The organism is Streptomyces sp. NPDC000348, assembly GCF_042898795.1.
Lineage (GTDB): Bacteria > Actinomycetota > Actinomycetes > Streptomycetales > Streptomycetaceae > Streptomyces.
The window spans coordinates 77,954-99,682 of record NZ_JBIAZD010000023.1; the positions used below are offsets into that span (position 1 = coordinate 77,954).

Below are 21,729 nucleotides of genomic sequence, written 5' to 3' on the forward strand. Positions count from 1 at the left end.
CCCGCGGTGGCGGCCGCCCCGCGGAACCGCGGGACGTCGCACCCGGGGTGCCCGGCCGGGCGTGCGCTACCGCCCCGGCGCCCCCGCGCGCAGCCCGTCCATGACCAGGTCCAGCAGCCGGGTGGCACGCGGCTGCCAGTCCTCGGCGGGGTCGAGCTGCCAGAGGCCGCCGATGGCGAGGACGAGGTCGTCCGCGGTCACCCCCGGGCGAATGGATCCGGCCTCCTCGCAGCGGCGCAGCAGGAGTTCCGCCGCCTCGGTCACCGGGCTGTGTCCCGGCTTCGCCGGACTCCCCGGCCCGCTGGTGGCCTGCCGGATGGCGTCGGCCAGCCCGGCCTTGGCCATGGCGAAGCGGGCGAGCCCGTCCATCCACTCGCGCAGCGCGCAGTCGGGCTCCCGCGTGCTCAGCAACTGCGCCGCGCTGTCCGCCACCTGCTGCATCTCGTACCGGTAGATCTCCATGACGAGGGCCTCGCGGCTGGGGAAGTTCCGGTAGAACGTGCCCTGCCCGACGCCCGCCTTCTTGGCGATCACGCTCAGCGGGGTGTCCGCCGAGCGCGTGAGTTCGACGAGGGCCACCTCCAGGATGCGCTCGCGGTTGCGCTGCGCGTCCGAGCGCAGGGGTACCGCCGTGCTCCGCGGTGTCCGCGCGCACGGGGACGCGTCCTTGTCGTGCCCCACTCGTCCTCCTCCCGGGCCGTGACCGAAACCCGTCCTTGCTAAGCGGACAGGTGTCCACTACGTTCTCGGGAGTAACGGACAGCTGTCCGCTTCAAGTCCATCGTATCGGCGGACGGACGGCGCGGGACACCCGGTGGCATGCCCTCGACGACCGGCGCGTTCCCGGTGCCTCCTCCCTCCACATGCTCCCGAACGATCCACGCCCCGTACAGCCCACCCCCTCTGCGTCATCGACTCGTCCCGCCTTCCGGCATCCGTGAAAGAAGGCTGCTCATGGCCCCCTCGACGTCCAGCGGCGTCACCCTGAACATCAACGGCGAGAAGCACACGCTGTCCGTCGACCACCGCACCACCCTGCTCGACGCCCTGCGCGAGCGCCTCGATCTGACCGGCACCAAGAAGGGCTGCGACCAGGGACAGTGCGGCGCCTGCACGGTCCTGGTCGACGGCCGCCGCACCGTCTCCTGCCTGCAACTGGCCGTCGCGTCCGACGGGCGCGAGATCACCACCGTGGAGGGCCTGGCCGACGGGGACCGGCTGCACCCGGTGCAGCAGGCCTTCCTCGACCTGGACGGGTTCCAGTGCGGCTACTGCACCCCCGGCCAGATCTGTTCGGCCGTCGCCGTCATCGAGGAGCACGCGGCGGGCTGGCCCAGCGCCGTCACCGCGGACGTGCGTCCCGAAGCGGGACCGCCGCCCCTGACCCCCGAGGAGATCAGGGAACGCATGAGCGGCAACCTGTGCCGCTGCAGCGCGTACGTACAGATCGTCGAGGCGGTCGCCCGCGCGGCCGCGGAGAACCGGAACGAAACCGAGGAGGCCGCGGTATGAGGGAGTTCGACTACCGGCGCGCCGACGACGTCCCCGGCGCGGTGGCGCTGCTCGACGCCGACCCCGACGCCCGCTACCTCGGCGGCGGCACCAACCTCGTCGACCTGATGAAGAACGGCGTCGAGCGCCCGGCCCGGCTCGTGGACGTCCGCGCCCTCCCGCTGGACCGGATCGAGCCGGCCGGTGACGGCGGACTGCGCATCGGCGCCACCGTCACCAACAGCGACCTGGCCGCGCACCCCGGGATCCGCCGTGACTACCCCGCCCTGGCCCAGGCCGTACTCGCCGGTGCCTCCGGGCAGTTGCGCAACATGGCCACCGTCGGCGGCAATCTGCTCCAGCGCACCCGCTGCGGCTACTTCACCGATGTGACCAAGCCCTGCAACAAGCGTGCGCCCGGCAGCGGTTGCCCCGCCGTCGAGGGCGAGCACCGCAACCACGCGGTCCTGGGCGCCTCCGACCACTGCGTGGCCGTCCACCCCTCCGACATGGGGGTGGCGCTGACCGCCTTCGACGCGGTCGTCTCCTACGAAACCCCGGATGGTCCCGGGGAGTTACCGCTGACCGACTTCTACCTCCCGGTGGGCGACACCCCGCACCTGGAGACCGCCCTGCCGCCCGGCGCGCTCGTCACCCACGTCACCCTGCCGCCCGCGCCGGTCGCCGCCCGCTCGCGCTACCGCAAGGTCCGCGAACGCGCCTCGTACGCCTTCGCGATCGGCTCGGTCGCCGCCGCCCTCGACGTCGGCGGGGGAGTGGTGCGCGAGTCCCGCCTCGCCCTCGGGGCCGTGGCGTCCCGGCCCTGGCGGGCCCGTGCCGCCGAACGCGTGCTGAACGGCGCCCCGGCCACCGCGGAGTACTTCGCGGCGGCGGCGGACGCCGAACTCGCGGCCGCCAGACCGCTGCCGGACAACGGGTACAAGGTGACACTCATGCGCAATCTCGTGGTGGCCGTGCTGTCCGAACTCGCCGAGGAGGCCGCCCGATGACCACCGCCACGACGACGGGCGCCGTCGGCACCGCGCACACCCGCGTCGAGGGCCGCGACAAGGTCACCGGCGCCGCCCGCTACGCCGGCGAGATACCCTTCGCCGACCTCGCCCACGGCTGGCTGGTGCTGTCCACGATCGCCCGCGGCCGGATCCTGTCCGTCGACACCGGGCCCGTGCTCGGGATGCCGGGCGTGCTCACCGTCCTGCACCACGGGAACGCCCCGCGCCTCGACCTCGACTACGTCGGCATGCTGGGCGTCCCGCCGGACCCGACGGCCGCCGTCTTCCAGAACGACCGGGTCCCGCACGCCGGCTGGCCCGTCGCGCTCGTCGTCGCCGAGACCTCCGAGCAGGCCCGGGAGGCCGCCGAGGCGCTCGTCGTCACCTACGAGCAGGAGCCGCACGACATCGAGCTCTCCGCCGGCCGCCCGGACGCCTACCCGGTGGACGGGCACATGCCCGCGGTGACGGAGAAGGGCGACCTGGAGGCCGAACTCGCCGCCTGCGCCCACGTGGTGGACGTGGAGTACACCACGCCCGAGGAGCACCACGCCATGATGGAGCCGCACGCGGCGACCGCCCTGTGGGACGGCGGCCGGCTCGAGGTCGTCGACTCCAACCAGGGCACCACCTGGGTCGCCGACGAGCTCGTGCGGATGTTCTCACTGGACGCGTCCGCGGTACGGGTGCGCTCCGAGCACGTCGGCGGCGGCTTCGGCAGCAAGGGCGTACGGGCCCACCAGGTGTCCGCCGTGATGGCCGCGACCGCCCTGCAGCGGCCGGTCCGCGTGGTGCTGACCCGGCGCCAGATGTTCTCGCTCACCGGCTACCGCAGTCCCACCGTCCAGCGGGTCCGGCTCGGCGCCGACCCCGACGGCCGGTTGCGCGCCCTCGAGCACCGCTCGCTGAACCAGACGTCGACGGTCTGGGAGTTCGTCGAGCCGAGCGCCGGTGTGGCGCGCGTGATGTACGACGCCGACGCCCACCGCACCTCGAACGAGGTCGTACGGCTGGACGTGCCGTCCCCGACGTGGATGCGCGGACCGGGCGAGGCGCCCGGGTCGTTCGCGCTGGAGGCGGCGCTCGACGAACTGGCCGAGCGGTGCGGCATCGACCCGGTCGAGCTGCGGCTGCGCAACGATACCGAGCGCGGCCCGGTCTCCGGACTGCCGTTCGCCGGCCGCAACCTCGCCGCCTGCTTCCGCGAGGGCGCCCGCCGGTTCGGCTGGGCCGGCCGCGACCCGCGTCCGGGCAGGCGCCGCGAAGGGCGCTGGCTGCTCGGCACGGGCACGGCCGCGGCCTCCTTCCCCGCGGGCGCCCTTCCGTCGACGGCCGCGGTGACCGCGGAGGCGGACGGCACCTACACCGTGCGGATCGCCGCGGCCGACATCGGCACCGGGGCGCGTACGGCGCTCACCCTGGTCGCCGCCGACGCGCTCCACGTGACGCCCGACCGGGTCCGGGTGCGCATCGGCGACAGCGACTTCGGCCCGGCGGGGATCGCGGGCGGTTCCATGGGCACCCGCTCCTGGGCCTGGGCGGTCACGGCCGCCGCCGGGGAGCTGCGGGACCGGCTCGTCCCGGGAGGCGCCGTGCCGCCGGAGGGCATCACCGTGCGGTCCGACACCACCGCCGCCCTCGGCGCCCTCGCCCAGAAGGAACGGCACTCCTTCGGGGCGCAGTTCGCCGAGGTGGCCGTGGACGTCACCACCGGCGAGGTGCGGGTGCGGCGGATGCTCGGCATCTTCGCCGCGGGCCGGATCGTCAACCCGCTCACCGCGCGCGGTCAGCTCGTGGGCGGCATGACCTGGGGCATCTCGATGGCCCTGCACGAGGAGGCGGTCCGGGACCGGGCCTTCGGCGGCCTCCACGGCGCCGACCTGGCCGGCTATCACGTCGCCACCCACGCCGACGTGCCGGCGGTCGAGGCGGACTGGGTCGACGACCCGGACCCCGACGACCCCGTCGGCATCAAGGGCATCGGCGAGGTCGGCATCGTGGGCGCCGCGGCGGCGGTCACCAACGCCGTCTGGCACGCGACCGGCGTACGGCACCGGAACCTGCCCATCCGTCCGGACCGGGTACTGAGGGCGGGAGGACCGGGTGTTTGACATCGCCGGCGAGCTGCACCGCTGGCTGACCGAGGGCCGGGAGTTCGCGGTGGCCACGGTGGTGTCCGTGAGCGGCAGCGCGCCGCGCGGCCCCGGCGCCGCCCTCGCCGTCGACAGCGGGGGCACGGTCGTCGGCTCGGTGTCCGGCGGGTGCGTGGAGGGCGCGGTGTACGACCTGTGCGCCCAGGCGCTCGCGGACGGCGAGACCCGTGTCGAACGGTTCGGCTACAGCGACGAGGACGCCTTCGCCGTCGGCCTGACCTGCGGCGGGGTCATCGACATCCTGGTGACCCCGGTCGGCGTGCGGGCCCCCGCCCGGCAGGTGCTGCGGGCGGCGCTGGCGGCCGTCCTCCGGGGCGGGCCGGGGGCACTGGCCCGGGTCGTCGAGGGTCCCGCGGAACTCCTCGGCGGGGCCCTGTTCGTCCACCCGGACGGATCGTACGAGGGCGGCCTCGGCGGGGCCCCCGAGCTGGACCGGGCGGCGGCCGGGGAGGCCGGGGCCCTGCTGGACGCCGGCCGCACCGGCACGGTCGCCGTCGCGGCGGGCGGGGCGTACTGCCCCGGCGGTCCGACCCTGTTCGTGGAGTCCTCGGTGCCGCCGCCCCGCATGATCGTCTTCGGGGCGATCGACTTCGCGGCGGCGCTGGTGCGGGCGGGCAAGTTCCTCGGCTACCACGTCACGGTGTGCGACGCACGGCCCGTGTTCGCCACCGGGGCCCGTTTCCCGGAGGCGGACGAGATCGTGGTCGACTGGCCGCACCGCTATCTGCGGAGCACGGAGACCGACGCGCGCACGGTGCTGTGCGTCCTCACCCACGACGCGAAGTTCGACGTACCGCTGCTGGAGGTGGCGCTGGGCCTGCCGGTGGCGTTCGTCGGGGCGATGGGCTCCCGGCGCACCCACGCCGACCGCGAGCGCCGTCTGCGCGAGGCGGGCGTGGGGGAGCGGGAGCTGGCCCGCCTCCGCTCCCCGATCGGCCTCGACCTCGGTGCCAGGACCCCGGAGGAGACGGCCCTGTCCATCGCGGCGGAGATCGTCGCCACCCGCCGGGGCGGCACGGGCGCGCCCCTGACGGGCTCGGACACCCCGATCCACCACGAGGGCCGGAACACGCGGACGGCCGCCTGAGCCGACGGCGAGGGGGCCGGAGCCGTGCCGGCTCCGGCCCCCTCGCCCGTGCCGTGCCCGGCCGGGGTGCGCGGGGGCCGGAGGCGGTGCTCAGGCCCCTCGCGGGGTGGTTCAGGCGGCCGCCGGCTCGCCGGCGAGGCCGTGGAGGCGGGTGATGACCTCGGTCAGCTGGTCGGCGACCTCGCTGTCGTCGGCCGGGTGGGTCTCGGCGAAGCGGGTCACCGAGCCGGGGATGGAGAGCTTGATGTCCTCGATCACCTTGCCGCCCGCGATGCCCACGGACTTGCGCGCCTCGTCGTGCGCCCACACACCGCCGTACTGGCCGAAGGCGGTACCGATCACGACGACCGGCTTGCCGCTGATGGCGCCGGCGCCGTAGGGGCGGGACAGCCAGTCGATGGCGTTCTTCAGGACGGCCGGCATCGTGCCGTTGTACTCGGGCGTGAAGAGCAGCAGCGCGTCGGCGCCCGCGGCGGCCTCACGCAGCTTGGCGGCGGCGGCCGGCACGTCGCCCTCGACGTCGATGTCCTCGTTGTAGAAGGGGATCTCCGCGAGCCCCTCGTAGAGCGCCACCTCGGCGCCCGCGGGAGCGAGCTTGACCGTGGCCTCGGCGAGCTGACGGTTGTGCGAACCGGCGCGGAGGCTGCCGACGAGGGCGAGGATGCGAACAGACATGAGGGAAACTCCAGGGGGGTGCTGAAACACTGCCGAAACAATCCGGACCGGGGTCCGCTTTTCCTTTGTAGCATCCCAACCGGACCGCGGTCCAGTTTCTTCCCGATGCTTTACGCTGGCTTCATGTCCGCCGCGCCACCGCCCGCCCCGGCACCCCAGGACCCCGTACGGCCGCAGGAGTTGCTGCAACTCGGCACCGGCCCCGACGAACCCTGCCTGCGCGCCGACGCCGCACGCAACCGGGCCCGCCTGCTGGAGGCGGCCGCGCTGCTCGTGGCCGAGCGCGGCGCCGACGGCATCACCATGGAGGAGGTCGCGGCAGCGGCCCGCGTGGGCAAGGGGACGGTCTTCCGCCGCTTCGGCGACCGCACCGGGCTGCTCACCGCCCTCCTCGACCACTCCGAGAAGAAGTTCCAGGCCGCCTTCCTCACCGGCCCCCCGCCGCTCGGGCCGGGCGCGCCCCCGGCCGAGCGGCTGCGCGCCTTCGGCCTCGCGATGCTCCGCCGCACCGCCGACGAGCTGGAACTGCAGCTGGCGGCCGAACCGGAAGCGGGCCGCCGCTTCACCAGTCCGCCCCGCCGCGTCCTGCGCCACCACGTCACCCTGCTGCTGCGCGAGGCGGTCCCGGACGCGGACTGCGAGGTCCTCGCCCACACGCTGATGGCCCAGCTCGACCCCGCCCTGATCCACCATCTGACACGGCAGTGCGGCATGCCGCCGGAGCGGCTGGAGTCGGCGTGGCTGGACCTGGTCGACCGGGTGACGGACCCGGCGCCCACCCGCTGACGGTACGTCAACTCCCCCGGCCGATCGCCCGGTTACGGCTTCTGCAAGGATGCCGTACGTCATGGTGCAGATAACGAACACGCCCGCGCCCGCGTCCCCCGCACCGACGCGCTCCGTACCCACGAGCGCCGATGTGGCCCGCCTGGCCGGCGTCTCGCGCGCGACCGTCTCCTACGTCCTGAACAACGCCGGCGCCGTCCGGATCAGCGAGCCCACCCGCCGCCGGGTCCGCGAGGCCGCGAAGGAACTCGGGTACGTGCCGCACGCGGCGGCCCGCAGCCTGCGCGCCGGGCACAGCCGTACGGTCCTGATGCCCGCGCCCGCCTTCCCCGTCGGGCCGCTCTACAGCCGGTTCATCAACGATCTCCAGGCCTCCCTCGCCCGCCTCGACTACACGGTCGTGCAGTACGGCACCGTCGGCCTGCACGACGACGAGGCCGCCCGCTCCTGGGCCGAGCTGAGGCCCGTGGCGGTCCTGGTGCCCGGCTCCGGACTCGGTCCGCGCGGCGTCGAGGTGCTCAAACGCTCCGGGGCGCGGGCCGTCGTCACCCTCGGTCCCGAGCCCGTCGAGGGCGCGCACGCCCTGCTCATGGACCACGACGTCGTCGGTCACAGCGCCGGCGCCCACCTCTTCGACCGGGGCCGCCGCCGGATCGGCGTGGTCGTTCCCCGGGAGCCCGGCCTGGAGGCGTTCTCCGCGCCCCGCCTGGCCGGGGTGCGCGCCGCCCTGCGCGGCACCGACGCCACGGTCACCGAGCTGCCGCTCGCGCACGACGAGGGTGCCGCCGCCCGGCTGGCCGCCCGCTGGCGCGGGCTCGGCCTCGACGCCGTGTTCACGTACAACGACGAGTACGCGATGCTGCTGATGCGCGCGCTGCAGGACGAGGGCGTCCGCATCCCCGAGGAGACCGCCGTGCTGGGCGCCGACAACCTGATGCTGGGCCGGCTGCTGCGGCCCCGGCTGAGCACCGTCCACCTCGAACTGCCGTCCGGCCGTGAGCTGGCCGAACTGGTCGACCGGGCGGTGCGCGACCCGGCCGCGGCACCCGGGGCCCACAAGGTGCTGGGCGCCTCGGTGGTGCGACGCGAGTCCAGCTGACACGGCGGAGGACGGCGGACGGCCCCCGGGCCGTGCGGACCGCGGGCCGGGACGGTGCGCGCTCGACGGCCCGGGTACGCGACAGGGCGGCCGCGGCGCACCGGCGGCCGGTCGAAGAGCCGTCATGACACCGCCCGACCTCACGGAGGGTCCCGCCGGCGCGCGGGACCCGAGTGCACCGTCACCGAGGCGGTACCCGTTCCAGGCGTCGCCGCGGCCGTCTCAGGCGTTCGGCGTCCCGCCCTGCTGCGCCTGCTGCTCGGCGATCTGCTTGCGGACGTCGTCCATGTCCAGCTTGCGGGCCTGCCCGATGACGTCCGTCAGGGCGGCCTCGGGCAGCGCGCCCGGCTGGGCGAACACGGCGACCTGGTCGCGCACGATCATCAGCGTCGGGATCGACTGGATGCCGAAGGCCGCGGCCAGCTCCGGCTGCGCCTCCGTGTCCACCTTGCCGAACACCAGGTCGGGGTTCTCCTCCGCCGCCTTCTCGTACACCGGCGCGAACCGGCGGCACGGACCGCACCAGGCCGCCCAGAAGTCGATCAGCACGAACTCGTTGTCCGTGACCGTCCGGTCGAAGTTCTCCTTGGTGAGCTCCACGGTGCTGCTCATCGCGTGTTCCCTCTTCCTGGTCTCGGGTCGGGCCGTCGGCACAACACGGCCCGCCGGTCACGTATTCCGCGCCCCTACCCGTGTGGCCACGGGGCACACCACCCACCAGACTGACGCCATGACGGAAACGCAATCGACGCAACCGGAATCAACCGCCTACGACGTCGTGGTGCTCGGCGCCGGACCCGTGGGCGAGAACGTCGCCGACCGCACCCGGGCCGCCGGACTCACCACCGCGGTCGTGGAGAGCGAACTGGTCGGCGGCGAGTGCTCCTACTGGGCGTGCATGCCCAGCAAGGCCCTGCTGCGCCCGGTCATCGCCCGGGCCGACGCCCTCCGCCTCCCCGGCCTGAGCCGGTCCGTCCAGGGGCCCCTGGACGCCGACGCCGTACTCGCCCGCCGGAACTCCTTCACCTCCGACTGGAAGGACGACGGCCAGGTCCGGTGGCTGGAGGGCACCGGAGCCGACCTGTACCGCGGCCAGGGACGGCTCGCCGGTCCGCGCACCGTCACCGTCACGGACGCCGGCGGCGGCAGGCGGGTGCTCACCGCCCGGCACGCCGTCGCCGTCTGCACCGGCAGCCGCGCCCAGCTGCCCGACCTGCCCGGACTCGACGGGGTCCGGCCCTGGACCAGCCGCGAGGCCACCGGCGCGCAGTCCGTGCCCGGCCGGCTGGTCGTGGTCGGCGGCGGGGTCGTCGCCACCGAGATGGCCTGCGCCTGGCAGGCCCTCGGCTCGCGGGTCACCGTCCTCGTCCGCGGCAGGAGCCTGCTGAACCGCATGGAGCCGTTCGCCGGGGAGATGGTCGCCGAGGCGCTCACCGGGGCCGGCGCGCAGATCCGCACCGGCACCTCCGTGAAGTCGGTGACCAGGGAGAACGGAACGGTCCTGGTCGTCACCGACGACGGTGACCGGATCGAGGCCGACGAGATCCTCTTCGCCACCGGACGCGCCCCGCGCACCGACGACATCGGCCTGGAGACGATCGGTCTGGAGCCCGGCTCCTGGCTCACCGTGGACGACAGCCTCCGCGTCCCCGGCCACGACTGGCTGTACGCCGTGGGCGACGTCAACCACCGGGCCCTCCTCACCCACCAGGGCAAGTACCAGGCCCGGATCGCGGGCGCCGCCATCGTCACCCGGGCCGCCGGGGAACCCGTGCAGGCGGAGGACTGGGGCGCGCACGCCGCCACCGCCGACCACGCCGCCGTCCCCCAGGTCGTCTTCACCGACCCGGAGGCGGCCTCCGTCGGCCTCTCCCTGGCCGAGGCGCAGCGGGCGGGCCACCGCGTGCGCGCCGTCGACGTCGACCTGTCCTCGGTCGCGGGCGCCGGCCTGTACGCCGACGGCTACAAGGGCCGCGCCCGCATGATCGTCGACCTCGAGGACGAGGTCCTGCGCGGCCTCACCCTCGTCGGCCCCGGCGTCGGCGAGCTCATCCACTCCGCGACCGTCGCGGTCGCCGCCCGGGTCCCGGTCGCCCGCCTGTGGCACGCGGTCCCGTCCTACCCGACGATCAGCGAGATCTGGCTCCGCCTCCTGGAGGCCTACCGCGACGCCTGAGCCCCTTCAGCCCGTCCGGCGTTTGAGGACGAGGCCCGTTCAGGGCCGAAGGGGGGTCCGGGGGCGGAGCCCCCGGGGACGGGACGGGAAGGGGCGGCGGGGGCGAACCACCCTGGGGAACGGCGGCCGACGGCCCGGTCCGGCGGAGGACGAGGGTCAAGGCGCCCGACGCCGAGCACCCCGGTCCTCCCTCCGGCGGGCGGATGCCGCCGGACGGAGGACCAGGCCGAGGTCACGGCAGGTCGAAGCCCAGGTCCCGGGCCGCCCGGTCCGGGGTCGGCTGCGACCAGCGTTCCGTCACGGAGCGGTGGGACGACAGTGAGCGCGGCTCGGCCCGGTCGAGGTACAACGTGCCGTCGAGATGGTCCGTCTCGTGCTGCACGATCCGCGCGGGCCAGCCGGTGAACACCTCGTCCAGCGCCCGCCCGTGCTCGTCCCGCCCCCTCAGCCGCACCTCGGCGGGCCGCGCCACCACCGCCTGGTACCCCGGCACGCTCAGGCACCCCTCGAAGAACCCGACCCGCCGGGTGCCGACCGGCTCGTACACCGGATTGACCAGCACCCGGAACGGCTGCGGCACCCGCCCGCGCGCCAGGCGCACCTCCTCCGGGACCGGCGCCGGATCCTCGATCACCGCGATCCGCAGACCCACCCCGACCTGCGGCGCGGCCAGTCCCACACCCGGCGCCGCCCGCATGGTGACCCGCAGTGCCGTGACGAACCGGGCCAGCAGCTCGGGCCCCAACTGCCCGTCGTACGGCTCGGTGCCACCGCGCAGCACCGGGTCACCGGCCGCGACGATGGTCAACGGCCCTTCCACGGCGAGCAGTTGCTCGACCCGCTCGGCCAGGGGCGCGTGCTCGTCCGGAGTTCCCATCCCGCCAGGATGGCACGCCCTTGGCGTGTGGCACAGGTCACATGGATTTCCCGGGAACCGGACGCCCCGCCGCTCCGACTACTGCACCACCACCATCCCGCCCGCCCAGACGTCCCCGGGAGAACCCCACCGATGACCACCGCTCCCTCGACCGGCACGGACGAGACACCGAAACCCCCCGCCCCCGCACCCGCGAAGAGCGCCCGGTCCGGCCTGCGCCCCCTCGTCCTGCGCCTGCACTTCTACGCGGGAGTCCTGGTCGCGCCGTTCCTCCTCGTCGCCGCCCTCACCGGCCTGCTGTACGCCGCCTCGTTCCAGGCCGAGAAGATCGTCTACGACCACGAGCTGACCGTCCCCGCCGGCGACCGCAAGCTGCCCGTCTCCGCGCAGGTGGCCGCCGCCCGCGAGGCCCACCCCGAGGGCACGGTCTCCGCCGTGCGCCCCTCGCCCGAGGCGGACGCCACCACGAGGGTGATGCTGTCCGGCATACCGGGGGTGGACCCCGGCCACACCCTGGCCGTGTTCGTCGACCCGTACACCGCAAAGGTGCGCGGTGCGCTGGAACAGTACGGCTCCACGGGCGCGCTGCCCCTGCGCACCTGGATCGACGAGTTCCACCGCGATCTGCACCTCGGCGAACCGGGCCGGCTCTACAGCGAGTTCGCCGCCAGCTGGCTGTGGGTGATCGCGGGCGGGGGACTGGTGCTGTGGTTCTCCCGGCGCCGCGCCCTGCGCAAGGTGCGCGGCACCAGCGGGCGGCGCCGCACGCTGGCCCTGCACGGCGGCGTGGGCGTGTGGGCCGCGGCCGGCTTCGTCTTCCTCTCGGCGACCGGCCTGACCTGGTCCACCTACGCCGGAGCGAACATCGGCGAGCTGCGTACCGCCCTCGGCCAGGAGACCCCCTCGGTGTCGGCCGCGGCGGCCGGCGAGCACGCGGGCCACGACGCGGCCGGCGGTACGGCGGGCGACGCGGCGCACGGGGCCGGCCTGGACCGGGTCCTCGCGGCGGCACGGGCCGAGGGCCTGGGCGACCCGGTGGAGATCGTGCCGCCCGCCGACGAGAAGTCCGCGTACGTCGTGCGGCAGATCCAGCGCGGCTGGCCCGAGGGACAGGACTCGGCGGCCGTCGACCCCGCCTCCGGCGAGGTCACCGACGTCCTGCGGTTCGACGACTATCCGGTCCTCGCGAAACTCACCCGCTGGGGCATCGACCTGCACACCGGCAACCTGTTCGGCCTGGTGAACCAGATCGTCCTGATGGCCCTGGCCCTCACCCTGATCCTGCTGATCCTGTGGGGCTACCGCATGTGGTGGCAGCGGGGCCGCGGATCCGCCTTCGGCCGGCCGGTCCCCCGCGGGGCCTGGCAGCAGGTACCGCCGTACGTGCTCGTCCCCCTGCTGGCGGCGATCGCCGTCCTGGGCTACTTCGTCCCGCTCCTCGGCATCCCCCTGGCGGCGTTCCTCGCCGTCGACATCGTGCTCGGGGAAGTGGCCCACCGCCGGGGCCTGCGGACGTACGGAAGCGACACGGCGGCGCGGTGACGCACGGTGCCCGGTTCCCCGTCGCGGGGAACCGGGCACCGGCCCGCCCTCACTCCTCGTCGAAGGAGCCGCCCAGCGCGGCGGCGATCCGCAGGTGCGGCCGGGCCTCGTCGTCCCGCCCCTGCCGCTGGAGGGTGCGCCCGAGCATCAGCCGGGCGTAGTGCTCCACCGGGTCACGCTCCACGACGACCCTCAGCTCCGCCTCCGCGCGCCGCAGCTGAGCCGAGTGGTAGTAGGCGCGCGCCAGCAGCAGCCGCGGCCCGGTCTGCTCCGGCACCTCCTCGACCAGCCCGCCCAGGACGCGCGCGGCGGCGGTGTAGTCCTTGGCGTCGAAGAACATCCCGGCGCGCTCCCAGCGCTCGGCCGGCGTCCCGTGGTCGTAGTACATGGTGTCCACTCCTGACCTCCTTCGACGCCGACAACGGACCGGGACGGTCCCGTATTCCACTCGTCGCCGCCGGGCGGACCGGCGCCCGGGGACAGGGGGTGCCGGCGGCCCGGCACCCGGCTCCGCCTCAGGTCGCCAGGCCCTGGCGGTAGGCGTACACCACCGCCTGGACACGGTCGCGCAGGCCGAGTTTGGCGAGGATGCGCGAGACGAAGGTCTTCACGGTCTCCTGGCTGATCAGCAGGGCCGCGGCGATCTCGCTGTTGGACAGGCCGTCCGCGATGAGGCGCAGGACCTCCAGTTCGCGGGGGGTCAGGGGGAGGTCCCGCGGCGCCCCGCCCTCGGCGGGGCGGATCCGGGCGGCGTACCGGCCCACGAGCCGGCGGGTCACCTCCGGGTCCAGCAGCGCCGCGCCCGTGGCCACGGTCCGGATGCCGTGGAGCAGCTGGGACGGCGGCGCGTCCTTGAGCAGGAACCCGCTCGCTCCCGCGCGCAGCGCCTCGTAGACGTACTCGTCCAGGTTGAACGTCGTCACCACGAGCACCTTCACCGGATGCGGCACTCCGGCACCGGCCAGCAGGCGGGTGGCCTCGATGCCGTCCAGCACCGGCATGCGCACGTCCATCACCACGACGTCCGGACGGAGCCGGCCGGCGAGGTCGACGGCGGACTGCCCGTCGCCGCACTCGCCCGCCACCTCCAGGTCGGGCTGGGCGTCGATGATGGTCACCAGGCCGGTGCGGACCAGCATCTGGTCGTCGCAGACCAGGACCCGGATCGGTGCGCTCACGCCGTGCTCCCCGTCGGTATGCGGGCCCGTACGGCGAAGCCGCCGCCGGCCTCCGGGCCCGCGCTGAAGTCGCCGCCCAGGACGTCGACCCGCTCCCTGAGGCCCGCCAGGCCCCGGCCGCTCCCGCCGGGGGAGGAGGTCGCCAGCGTGCCGGAACCGTCCGTGCCGACCTCCACGGTGATCTCCCGTTCGCCGTGCCGCACCCGGACCCGGGTGGCGCCGCCGTGGGCGTGCTTGAGGGCGTTCGTCAGGGCCTCCTGCACGACCCGGTAGGCGACGAGGTCGGCGCTGCCGGTCGACGGCGCCGGCGTGCCCTCCTCGGTGAACTCCACCGGCTGCCCGGCCCGTCGGGTCTGCTCCACGAGCGTGAGGAGCCGGCCGACGGGCGGTGTCCGGGCCCCGGGGCCGTGGTCGGGGTCGAGCAGGTCGAGCAGGTGCCGCAGGTCGGTGATGGCCCGTCGGCCGGTGTCGGTGACGGCGGTCAGCGCCCGGTCCAGCCGGTCGGGCGCGGCGGTCAGATAGCGGGCCGCCTCGGCCTGCACGACCATCGCCGTCACATGGTGGGTCACGACGTCGTGCAACTCGCGGGCGATCCGCGCGCGTTCGGCGGCCCGGGAGTCCTCGGCGACGCGGCGCCGGCGCTCGGCCTCCGCGATCCGGGTGGAGCGCAGCCACGCCCCGATGCCCCACGCGAGGGCCACCGCCAGGTAGAACGTCACGAACTCGCTCACCGGCTCGCCCGGACCGAGCCGGTGGAACGCGACCGTCAGCGCCACGTAGGCGACGGTGCACAGGGCCGCGGTGGTGCGCCGGTACCGTTCCAGACACGCCCCGGCACTCAGCAGCGCGACAAGCAGCGCGGTCCCCGCGGGGGAGTGGTAGCCGCGGAGCTGGTCGAGGGCGAACCCGGCCGCCACCAGGGCGAGACAGCCGGCCGGCCACCGCCGGCGCACGGCGAGCGGAAGCGTCTGGAGGGCCACCGCCACGAGGGCGAGCGCGTCGAAGGGGCGGTCCGGCACACCGCCGAGGAGCGTTCCGTGGTTCTGGAAGGCCGGCAGCAGCGACAGGGAGAGGAGGAGCAGCCCGAGCAGAAGGTCCCTGACGGTGACGTCCAGCCGACTCCACGATTCCCGGACCCGGTGCGGAGCGATCACCGGGGCAGTCTAGCGGTGGCGTCGACCCGGTCGGCGCGCCGGCGGGGCACCAGACGGCCGCGCCGGTGGGCCAGCCACAGGAACGCGAGCGTCAGCAGCACACCGAACAGCACCGAGTACACGCTTCCCTCCGGCCCGAAGTCGCCGCCGGTGATCCACTCGTTGCCCGACGTCGTGGCGTCCAGCAGTCCCTGCTCGGTGTCGTTGCCCGAGACCACGGTGCTGAAGATGCCGCCCGCGGCGAAGTTCCAGCCGAAGTGCACGCCGATCGGCACCCACAGGTTGCGGGTGGCGACGTACGCGGCGGCGAGCATGCCGCCGGCCTCGATCGCGATGGCGAAGGCGCCCCACGCCGTGGCGTCCGGGTTGGGCAGGTGCGCCAGGCCGAACAGCAGCGCGGTCAGCGCCAGTGCGATCCAGGTGCCCAGGTACTCCTCGGCGATCCGGAACAGGACCCCGCGGAACAGTAGTTCCTCCGTGACGGCGGCGGCGGCCATGAAGCCGAAGAGCCCCACCGCGCCGCTCGGCGAACCCAGGCCGTGCACCTCGTAACTGCCGAAGGTGAAAAGGTTCGTGATGACCATCCCGAACATCACGAGGCCGATCAGCGTCCCCCGGCCGAGCGCCGGCCCGGCCCCGGCCGGGGCCAGCTCCGTGACCGGCCGGTGCTCGGTCCGCCCCACCACCCACCGGTAGACCAGCACCGCGAGCACGGTGGTCAGCGCCCCGAGGAGGAGCGAGAGCCACGGGTCGTCCCGCACCGCGTTCACGCTCTGACCGCCCAGGGCGGAGATCGCCACCACGGCCAGGAACTGCAGGACCACTCTCATCGAAAACTCCTTCGTCCACCGCGCGGACGGGCGCCGCGTGTCGTGACGGACGCTACGGATCCGGCGGCCGGGAATCGTCACCGCACAGTGGACACTTGTCCGTAGCTCGCTCGGGGGACAGGACACGCTTCCCGCCGACTTGCCCGCGGACGAAGGGTGTTCCGGATCACGTCCCGGGGAATGAGTCGCGGGCGTGGAAGAAGTCGTATCCACGGACGGCCGGTTGGGCCCGGATGCGACGATGGGGGGCCATGACTGCTGGGTGGGGTGCTCGCGCGGGGCGGGCCGCGGTGTTCGCGGCCGTCTGCGTCGTGCTCGCCGCCCTGGGGCACGTCATGATGTCCGGCGACCGTGTTCCCCTCCGGACGCTGGCGGCCGGCTGGGCCGTGACCGGCGCCCTGGGCTGGGGACTCGCGGGGCGTGAGCGCGGACTGCCGCTGGTCACCGCCGTCGCCGTCGCCGCCCAGACGGTTCTGCACGCGGCCTTCTCCCTGGTGGGCCCCGCCGGCGCCGGCTCCATGGACGGGGACGGCATGGGCGCGGTGCCGCACGGCACGCACTCCATGCCCATGCCCATGCCCACGGGGACGGGCATGGGGGAGCACACGGCGGCCTTTGGCCACTCCTCGGCCGGCATGCTCGCCGCCCACCTGCTGGCCGCACTGCTGTGCGGTCTGTGGCTCGGGTACGGCGAGCGGGCGGTGTTCCGGGTGCTGCGGGCCGTCGGCGGATGGCTGGCCGCCCCGGTGCGGCTGCTCCTCCCCGCGCCGGTGCCGCCGCGCCGTCCGTCCCTCCGCGGCCGCCGGCGCCGCCGCTCGGACCGCGCGCCGCGTCTCCTCCTCCTCGTCCACGCGATCACCTCCCGCGGTCCGCCCGCCGGGGCCGCTGCCGTCTGACGGCAGCCGGTGACTCCCCGGGCCGCCCCTGCGCGCCCCGGGCTTCGGCCGTGTGCCGGTGCGGACCCGTTCCGCGTACCGCCCGCGGCCGCATCCCCGCCGACCGGGCCGCGCCCGCCCGCGGTTCCCGGTTCCTCAGCGAAGGACATCAGGTGATCGCTTCCACCCTGCCCGCCTCCGCCGGGAGACCCACCGACGACGCGGCGACCGCCTGGGCGCTGGCCGCGCGCGGCGGTGACTCCGACGCCGTCGACCGCTTCGTCCGCGCCCTGCACCGTGACGTCATCCGCTACGTCGCCCATCTGTGCGCCGACCCCCAGGCGGTGGACGATCTGACCCAGGACACGTTCCTGCGGGCACTGGGCAGCCTGCACCGGTTCGAGGGACGTTCCTCGGCCCGCACCTGGCTGCTGGCCATCGCCCGCCGCGCGGTGGCCGACAGCCACCGGTACACGGCCGTACGGCCCCGGACGGCGGACGTCTCCGACTGGCAGCTGACCGTGGAACGGGCGCAGCCGCGCGGGCTGCCCGGATTCGACGACGGGATCGTGCTGCTCGATCTGCTGGACCGGCTGCCGGACGAGCGGCGCGAGGCGTTCGTCCTCACCCAGCTGCTCGGGCTGCCGTACACGGAGGCGGCGGCCCTCGGCGACTGCCCGGTCGGCACGGTCCGCTCCCGCGTCGCCCGCGCGCGGACCGCCCTCGCCGCCCTCGTCGCCGAGGCGGAGGAGGCCGCCGCAGCGGCACGGAGACCGGTACCGGACCGGGAGTCCGGCGACCGGACACGCAGGCCGGGATGAGGAGGGCGCAGCGGACAGGAGGTGCGCGCGGGGCGGCCGCACGGGGCCGGGACGCCGAGCGGGGGGCCGGCCCCGTGCGGCCGCCCGCGAACCCCCGCACGTCCTCGCGGGGCAGGGCACGGCGGCCCTCGGACCGTTCGGGAGGCAGGGGGGCCGGAGGCGCCGCTCGCACCGGTCGGCGGCGGGGGACCGGCCGCCGGAAGCGCCGTCGCCGTCCAGGGCCCGCGCCCCGCGGCCCGGGTGACCGGCGTCGAGCCGGAGGCCGGCGACGACACCGGGAGACCCCTGGGGGCGGGCCGGCGCGTCGGCGTCCCGCCCCCCCCCCCGCCGCGCGTCGGCCCGGACCTGTCCGGCGGCGGCAGTGACGCCGGCCGCTTCGCCCGGCTCCGAGGTCCGGGCGAAGCGGCGTGCCGGCCCTCACCCGAATGGCGCCGGCGAGTGGACGGGCGGACGATGAAGGGGCGGGGCCCGGCCCCCGCCGGTGCCGTTCGGGACAGACGGAGACCGGACCCGGCCGTACAGGGAGACGGTCGGAAGGGAACAGGGTCATGCTCGAGATCAAGACGCTGGACAAGCCCGACGAGAGGCGCGACTTCCCCAGGGGACACCTGGAGGCCGTCCACATGACAGGGCTGGACTTCGCCGTAGCCACCTTCGAGCCCGGGTGGCGCTGGTCCGAGTCCGTCGGGCCCATCGCGGGGACGGAGAGCTGCCGGGTCCACCACAACGGCTATGTCGTCCAGGGCCGTATGCACATCCGCATGGACGACGGCGCCGAGCAGGAGGTCGGCCCCGGAGACGTCTTCGTCTGCGCCCCGGGCCATGACGCCTGGGTCGTCGGCGACGACCAGGTCGTGGTGCACGACTTCGCGGGCGGCATGGCCCAGGACTACGCCAAGGCCGACTAGCCGCTCACCCGGAGCCGCAGCCGTCGCGGACCATCGGCGTCCCCTCCGTCCGGCACGTCCTGTGCCCTGCCGAGGACGCCACGGGGGAGACGCCCGCGCCCCAGGGGGGGCGCGGAGCCCGTGCCGGGGGGTGCGGTCAGGAGCACCCCCCCGGCACGGGCTCATCCGACCAGCACGACCTCCAGCGTGCGCGGGCCGTGCACGCCCTCCACCCGGTCGAGTTCGATGTCGCTGGTCGCCGACGGGCCGGAGATCCAGGTGAGAGGGCGGACCGGGTCCAGACGTTCGAGGGCCTGGGGGACGGAGGAGACGACCTGGTCCGGGACGCGGACCACACAGATGTGGTGGTCGGGGACGAGGGTGATCCGGCGCCGGCCCTGGTCGGGGGAGCCGTCCAGCACGATCGTGCCCGTCTCGGCGATCGCCACCGCGCAGGCGGTGACCACGCTGTCGACCCGGTCCAGCTCGTGGGGCGTGCTCTCCGCCCGGTCCGCCACCCGCGTCACCTCCGTCGCGGCGAGCCACTCCTCGTCGAGGCCGGGCGGAACGAGCACCGACGACGCGCCGCGCGCCGCGAGCAGCCCGGCGACCACCCCGGCCAGCCCGGCCGCGTCGGTACGGTGCACGACCGCCCGGTAGTCGGCCAGGTTCTCCGCGAGGAGTTCCACCGTCTCCCCGGCGGTGCGCTCACCGTGCTCGCGCAGATAGTCACGGGCGATCGCCCCTTCGTACGGGGTGTCGTCCTTCGGCACGTCGGCGAGGGCACGCCGCACCCGGCCCAGGATCCGTTCCCTGCTGCTCACTTCGCCGTTCCCTTCCCGCTCTGCGTACGCTGCCACCAGTCCCGGAACGGTTCGGCCGGCACCGGCGGCAGGTCCCGGGTCCCGCTCCACGCGCGGCCGGGTCCCGGCAGGGTGCGCGGATGGAGGCGGCGGGTGCGCGAGGCGAGGCGCTGGCCGGCGCGCAGGGCCCCGGGGTGCGCGAACGCCCAGCGGGCGGCGCGCATCGCGGCGCGCTCGGCGGCGTGCCCCTTGGCCGGCTTGAGCACCACCTTGTTGCCGCCCCGGGTCACCTCCCCGCCCTGGGCCACCCGCTCCCGCAGATGCACCAGCACCTCGGGGATGTCGATGGCGACCGGGCAGACCTCGTAACAGGCCCCGCACAGCGACGAGGCGTACGGCAGGGAGGCGTCGATCTCGCTTCCGGTGCCCCGCAGCTGAGGGCTGAGGATGGCGCCGATCGGCCCCGGGTAGACCGAGCCGTAGGCGTGGCCGCCGGCCCGCTCGTACACCGGGCACACGTTGAGGCAGGCCGAGCAGCGGATGCAGCGCAGCGCCTGCCGGCCCACCTCGTCGGCGAGGGTGTCGGTGCGGCCGTTGTCCAGCAGGACCAGGTGGAAGTTCCGCGGGCCGTCCTCGTCCGTGGTCCCGGTCCAGGTGCTCGTGTACGGGTTCATCCGCTCGGCGGTCGAGGAGCGGGGGAGGGTCTGCAGGAACACCTCCAGGTCCTGCCAGGTCGGCACGATCTTCTCGATGCCGACGACCGAGATCAGCGTCTCGGGCAGGGTCAGGCACATCCGCCCGTTGCCCTCGGACTCCACCACCACCAGCGTGCCGGTCTCGGCGACGACGAAGTTGGCGCCGGAGACGCCTACCTTGGCGCGCAGGAACTTCTCCCGCAGGTGCAGCCGCGCCGCCTCGGCGAGTTCGGCGGGCGTGTCCGTCAGCCCCTCGGGCGCGGGGCGGCCCCACTCGCTCATCTCGCGGGCGAAGATCTCCCGGATCTCCCCGCGGTTGCGGTGGATCGCCGGCACCAGGATGTGCGAGGGCCGGTCCTTGCCCAACTGCACGATCAGCTCGGCCAGATCGGTCTCGTAGGCGGCGATGCCCGCCGCCTCCAGGGCCTCGTTGAGACCGATCTCCTGCGTGGCCATCGACTTGACCTTGACGACCTCCGACTCACCGGTCTCCTTGACCAGTTCGGTGACGATCCGGTTGGCCTCGTCGGCGTCCGCGGCCCAGTGCACGGTGCCGCCCGCGGCCGTCACCGCCTCCTCCACCCGCACCAGATAGCGGTCCAGGTGGCGCAGCGTGTGGTCCTTGATCCGCCGGCCCGCCTCGCGCAGTTCGGCCCAGTCGGACACCTCGGCGACCGCGGCGGCGCGCTTGACGCGGATGGTGTGCGTGGCGTGCCGCAGATTGCCGCGCAGCGTCGTGTCGCGGACCGCGTCGTGCGCGGCCCTGGGAAACGCCGGCATCCCGACGAACGTCCCGCTCATACCAGGGGCTCCTCTTCCGTGCTCGCCAGGATCTCCGCGATGTGCACCGGCCGCATGCCGACCTTCAGCCGGCTCATCGTGCCGCCGATGTGCATCAGGCACGAGTTGTCGGCCGCGCACAGCGCCTCGGCGCCGGTCGACTCCGCGTTGCGCACCTTGTCGACGCCCATCGCCGTCGAGACGTCGGAGTTCTTCACGGCGAAGGTGCCGCCGAAGCCGCAGCACTCCTCGGCCCCCGGCAGCTCGGCCAGTTCCAGGCCCCGCACCGCCCGCAGCAGCTTCAGCGGCCGGTCACCGAGGCCCAGGCCGCGCAGCCCGTGGCAGGTCGGGTGGTAGGTCACCGTGTGCGGGTAGTAGGCGCCGACGTCGGTCACCCCCAGCACGTCCACCAGGAACTCCGTCAGTTCGTACGTCTTCGGCACGACCGGCGCCACCGCCCGGGCCAGGGTGTCGCCGCGGCCCTCGGCGCGCGCCCGCTCGCCCATCCGCGGATACAGTTCCCGCACCATCGCCCCGCAGGACCCGGACGGCGTCACGATCGCCTCGTAGTCCTTGAAGACATCGGAGAACTGACGGGCCAGCGGCTCGGCCTCGTGCCGGTAGCCGGTGTTGTAGTGCGCCTGCCCGCAGCAGGTCTGCGCCATCGGGAAGTCGACGTCCACCCCGAGCCTGGTCAGCAGTTTCACCACGGCACGGCCCGTGTCGGGATAGAGCGTGTCGTTGACGCAGGTCAGGAAGAGGGCGACACGCATGGTGGCTCCTTGCTTCGATCATCGGATGAGTGCA

The 21,729-nt window shown here is 74.6% G+C and carries 22 protein-coding genes; 11 read left to right on the forward strand and 11 right to left on the reverse strand.

The window, feature by feature from the left end; genetic code table 11:
• Positions 1 to 66: 66 nt before the first annotated feature.
• Positions 67 to 681 carry a TetR/AcrR family transcriptional regulator gene (locus tag ACFY3N_RS32300; protein WP_390820342.1) on the reverse strand — a complete coding sequence of 205 codons (615 nt, stop codon included), beginning with the start codon at positions 679 to 681 and terminating at the stop codon, positions 67 to 69.
• A 273-nt stretch (positions 682 to 954) separates the two neighbouring features.
• On the opposite strand from ACFY3N_RS32300, the gene ACFY3N_RS32305 reads away from it, so the two are divergent.
• From ACFY3N_RS32305 to ACFY3N_RS32320, 4 genes are read left to right on the forward strand one after another with little or no spacing between them, the layout of a single operon-like run.
• A complete protein-coding gene (locus tag ACFY3N_RS32305; protein ID WP_390820343.1) occupies positions 955 to 1,512 on the forward strand; it encodes a 2Fe-2S iron-sulfur cluster-binding protein in 558 nt (185 codons plus the stop codon).
• Positions 1,509 to 2,501: an FAD binding domain-containing protein gene (locus tag ACFY3N_RS32310; RefSeq protein ID WP_390820344.1), complete on the forward strand. Its 993-nt coding sequence runs from the start codon at positions 1,509 to 1,511 to the stop codon at positions 2,499 to 2,501. Before ACFY3N_RS32305 ends, ACFY3N_RS32310 begins: the two co-directional genes overlap by 4 nt.
• The gene (locus tag ACFY3N_RS32315; protein ID WP_390820346.1) at positions 2,498 to 4,615 is read left to right on the forward strand and encodes a xanthine dehydrogenase family protein molybdopterin-binding subunit; all 2,118 of its coding nucleotides are present in this window, start codon (positions 2,498 to 2,500) and stop codon (positions 4,613 to 4,615) included. The genes ACFY3N_RS32310 and ACFY3N_RS32315 overlap by 4 nt, the downstream gene beginning before the upstream one ends.
• The gene (locus tag ACFY3N_RS32320; RefSeq protein WP_390820347.1) at positions 4,608 to 5,744 is read left to right on the forward strand and encodes an XdhC family protein; all 1,137 of its coding nucleotides are present in this window, start codon (positions 4,608 to 4,610) and stop codon (positions 5,742 to 5,744) included. The genes ACFY3N_RS32315 and ACFY3N_RS32320 overlap by 8 nt, the downstream gene beginning before the upstream one ends.
• A gap of 111 nt (positions 5,745 to 5,855) precedes the next feature.
• On the opposite strand, the gene ACFY3N_RS32325 is transcribed toward ACFY3N_RS32320, so the two are convergent.
• The gene (locus ACFY3N_RS32325; protein ID WP_390820348.1) at positions 5,856 to 6,419 is read right to left on the reverse strand and encodes an NADPH-dependent FMN reductase; all 564 of its coding nucleotides are present in this window, start codon (positions 6,417 to 6,419) and stop codon (positions 5,856 to 5,858) included.
• 123 nt (positions 6,420 to 6,542) lie between these two features.
• Between ACFY3N_RS32325 and ACFY3N_RS32330 the strand changes: the two genes are divergently transcribed.
• Complete coding sequence (locus ACFY3N_RS32330; protein WP_390820349.1) at positions 6,543 to 7,205, forward strand: TetR/AcrR family transcriptional regulator; 663 nt, start codon at positions 6,543 to 6,545, stop codon at positions 7,203 to 7,205.
• A 61-nt stretch (positions 7,206 to 7,266) separates the two neighbouring features.
• A complete protein-coding gene (locus tag ACFY3N_RS32335) occupies positions 7,267 to 8,304 on the forward strand; it encodes a LacI family DNA-binding transcriptional regulator (RefSeq protein ID WP_390820351.1) in 1,038 nt (345 codons plus the stop codon).
• Between the two features lie 222 nt (positions 8,305 to 8,526).
• On the opposite strand, the gene trxA is transcribed toward ACFY3N_RS32335, so the two are convergent.
• Positions 8,527 to 8,916, reverse strand: a complete 390-nt coding sequence (gene trxA / locus ACFY3N_RS32340; RefSeq protein ID WP_390820352.1) for a thioredoxin — start codon at positions 8,914 to 8,916, stop codon at positions 8,527 to 8,529.
• 118 nt (positions 8,917 to 9,034) lie between these two features.
• Here trxA and ACFY3N_RS32345 point away from each other — a divergent pair, with 118 nt between their 5' ends.
• Entirely contained in the window at positions 9,035 to 10,480 is a 1,446-nt protein-coding gene (locus tag ACFY3N_RS32345) for a dihydrolipoyl dehydrogenase family protein (protein WP_390820353.1), read from the forward strand.
• Positions 10,481 to 10,712: 232 nt separating this feature from the next.
• On the opposite strand, the gene ACFY3N_RS32350 is transcribed toward ACFY3N_RS32345, so the two are convergent.
• Complete coding sequence (locus ACFY3N_RS32350; RefSeq protein ID WP_390820354.1) at positions 10,713 to 11,357, reverse strand: peptide deformylase; 645 nt, start codon at positions 11,355 to 11,357, stop codon at positions 10,713 to 10,715.
• Between the two features lie 132 nt (positions 11,358 to 11,489).
• On the opposite strand from ACFY3N_RS32350, the gene ACFY3N_RS32355 reads away from it, so the two are divergent.
• Positions 11,490 to 12,899 carry a PepSY-associated TM helix domain-containing protein gene (locus tag ACFY3N_RS32355; protein ID WP_390820355.1) on the forward strand — a complete coding sequence of 470 codons (1,410 nt, stop codon included), beginning with the start codon at positions 11,490 to 11,492 and terminating at the stop codon, positions 12,897 to 12,899.
• A gap of 49 nt (positions 12,900 to 12,948) precedes the next feature.
• Here the strand turns inward: ACFY3N_RS32355 and ACFY3N_RS32360 are convergent, their stop codons facing one another.
• The 4 genes from ACFY3N_RS32360 to ACFY3N_RS32375 all read right to left on the reverse strand — a co-directional run bounded on the left by ACFY3N_RS32360 (position 12,949) and on the right by ACFY3N_RS32375 (position 16,061).
• Positions 12,949 to 13,296, reverse strand: coding sequence for a tetratricopeptide repeat protein (locus tag ACFY3N_RS32360; RefSeq protein ID WP_390820357.1), 348 nt, complete (start codon positions 13,294 to 13,296; stop codon positions 12,949 to 12,951).
• A gap of 118 nt (positions 13,297 to 13,414) precedes the next feature.
• A complete protein-coding gene (locus ACFY3N_RS32365; protein ID WP_390820358.1) occupies positions 13,415 to 14,077 on the reverse strand; it encodes a response regulator in 663 nt (220 codons plus the stop codon).
• On the reverse strand, positions 14,074 to 15,231 hold the full coding sequence (locus ACFY3N_RS32370; protein WP_390820359.1) for a sensor histidine kinase: 1,158 nt from the start codon (positions 15,229 to 15,231) through the stop codon (positions 14,074 to 14,076). The genes ACFY3N_RS32365 and ACFY3N_RS32370 overlap by 4 nt, the downstream gene beginning before the upstream one ends.
• Positions 15,228 to 16,061, reverse strand: a complete 834-nt coding sequence (locus tag ACFY3N_RS32375) for a CPBP family intramembrane glutamic endopeptidase (protein WP_390820360.1) — start codon at positions 16,059 to 16,061, stop codon at positions 15,228 to 15,230. The genes ACFY3N_RS32370 and ACFY3N_RS32375 overlap by 4 nt, the downstream gene beginning before the upstream one ends.
• 251 nt (positions 16,062 to 16,312) lie before the next feature.
• On the opposite strand from ACFY3N_RS32375, the gene ACFY3N_RS32380 reads away from it, so the two are divergent.
• From ACFY3N_RS32380 to ACFY3N_RS32390, 3 genes are all read left to right on the forward strand, one after another.
• Positions 16,313 to 16,957, forward strand: coding sequence for a hypothetical protein (locus ACFY3N_RS32380; RefSeq protein ID WP_390820361.1), 645 nt, complete (start codon positions 16,313 to 16,315; stop codon positions 16,955 to 16,957).
• A gap of 152 nt (positions 16,958 to 17,109) precedes the next feature.
• The gene (locus ACFY3N_RS32385; protein WP_390820362.1) at positions 17,110 to 17,757 is read left to right on the forward strand and encodes a sigma-70 family RNA polymerase sigma factor; all 648 of its coding nucleotides are present in this window, start codon (positions 17,110 to 17,112) and stop codon (positions 17,755 to 17,757) included.
• 548 nt (positions 17,758 to 18,305) lie between these two features.
• Positions 18,306 to 18,665: a cupin domain-containing protein gene (locus ACFY3N_RS32390; protein WP_390820363.1), complete on the forward strand. Its 360-nt coding sequence runs from the start codon at positions 18,306 to 18,308 to the stop codon at positions 18,663 to 18,665.
• A 161-nt stretch (positions 18,666 to 18,826) separates the two neighbouring features.
• Here ACFY3N_RS32390 and ACFY3N_RS32395 read toward each other — a convergent pair whose 3' ends face one another.
• From ACFY3N_RS32395 to ACFY3N_RS32405, 3 genes are read right to left on the reverse strand one after another with little or no spacing between them, the layout of a single operon-like run.
• Complete coding sequence (locus ACFY3N_RS32395) at positions 18,827 to 19,468, reverse strand: lactate utilization protein C (protein ID WP_390820364.1); 642 nt, start codon at positions 19,466 to 19,468, stop codon at positions 18,827 to 18,829.
• Positions 19,465 to 20,943: a LutB/LldF family L-lactate oxidation iron-sulfur protein gene (locus ACFY3N_RS32400; protein ID WP_390820365.1), complete on the reverse strand. Its 1,479-nt coding sequence runs from the start codon at positions 20,941 to 20,943 to the stop codon at positions 19,465 to 19,467. The genes ACFY3N_RS32395 and ACFY3N_RS32400 overlap by 4 nt, the downstream gene beginning before the upstream one ends.
• Positions 20,940 to 21,695: a (Fe-S)-binding protein gene (locus ACFY3N_RS32405; protein ID WP_390820366.1), complete on the reverse strand. Its 756-nt coding sequence runs from the start codon at positions 21,693 to 21,695 to the stop codon at positions 20,940 to 20,942. The genes ACFY3N_RS32400 and ACFY3N_RS32405 overlap by 4 nt, the downstream gene beginning before the upstream one ends.
• Between the last annotated feature and the right edge of the window lie 34 nt (positions 21,696 to 21,729).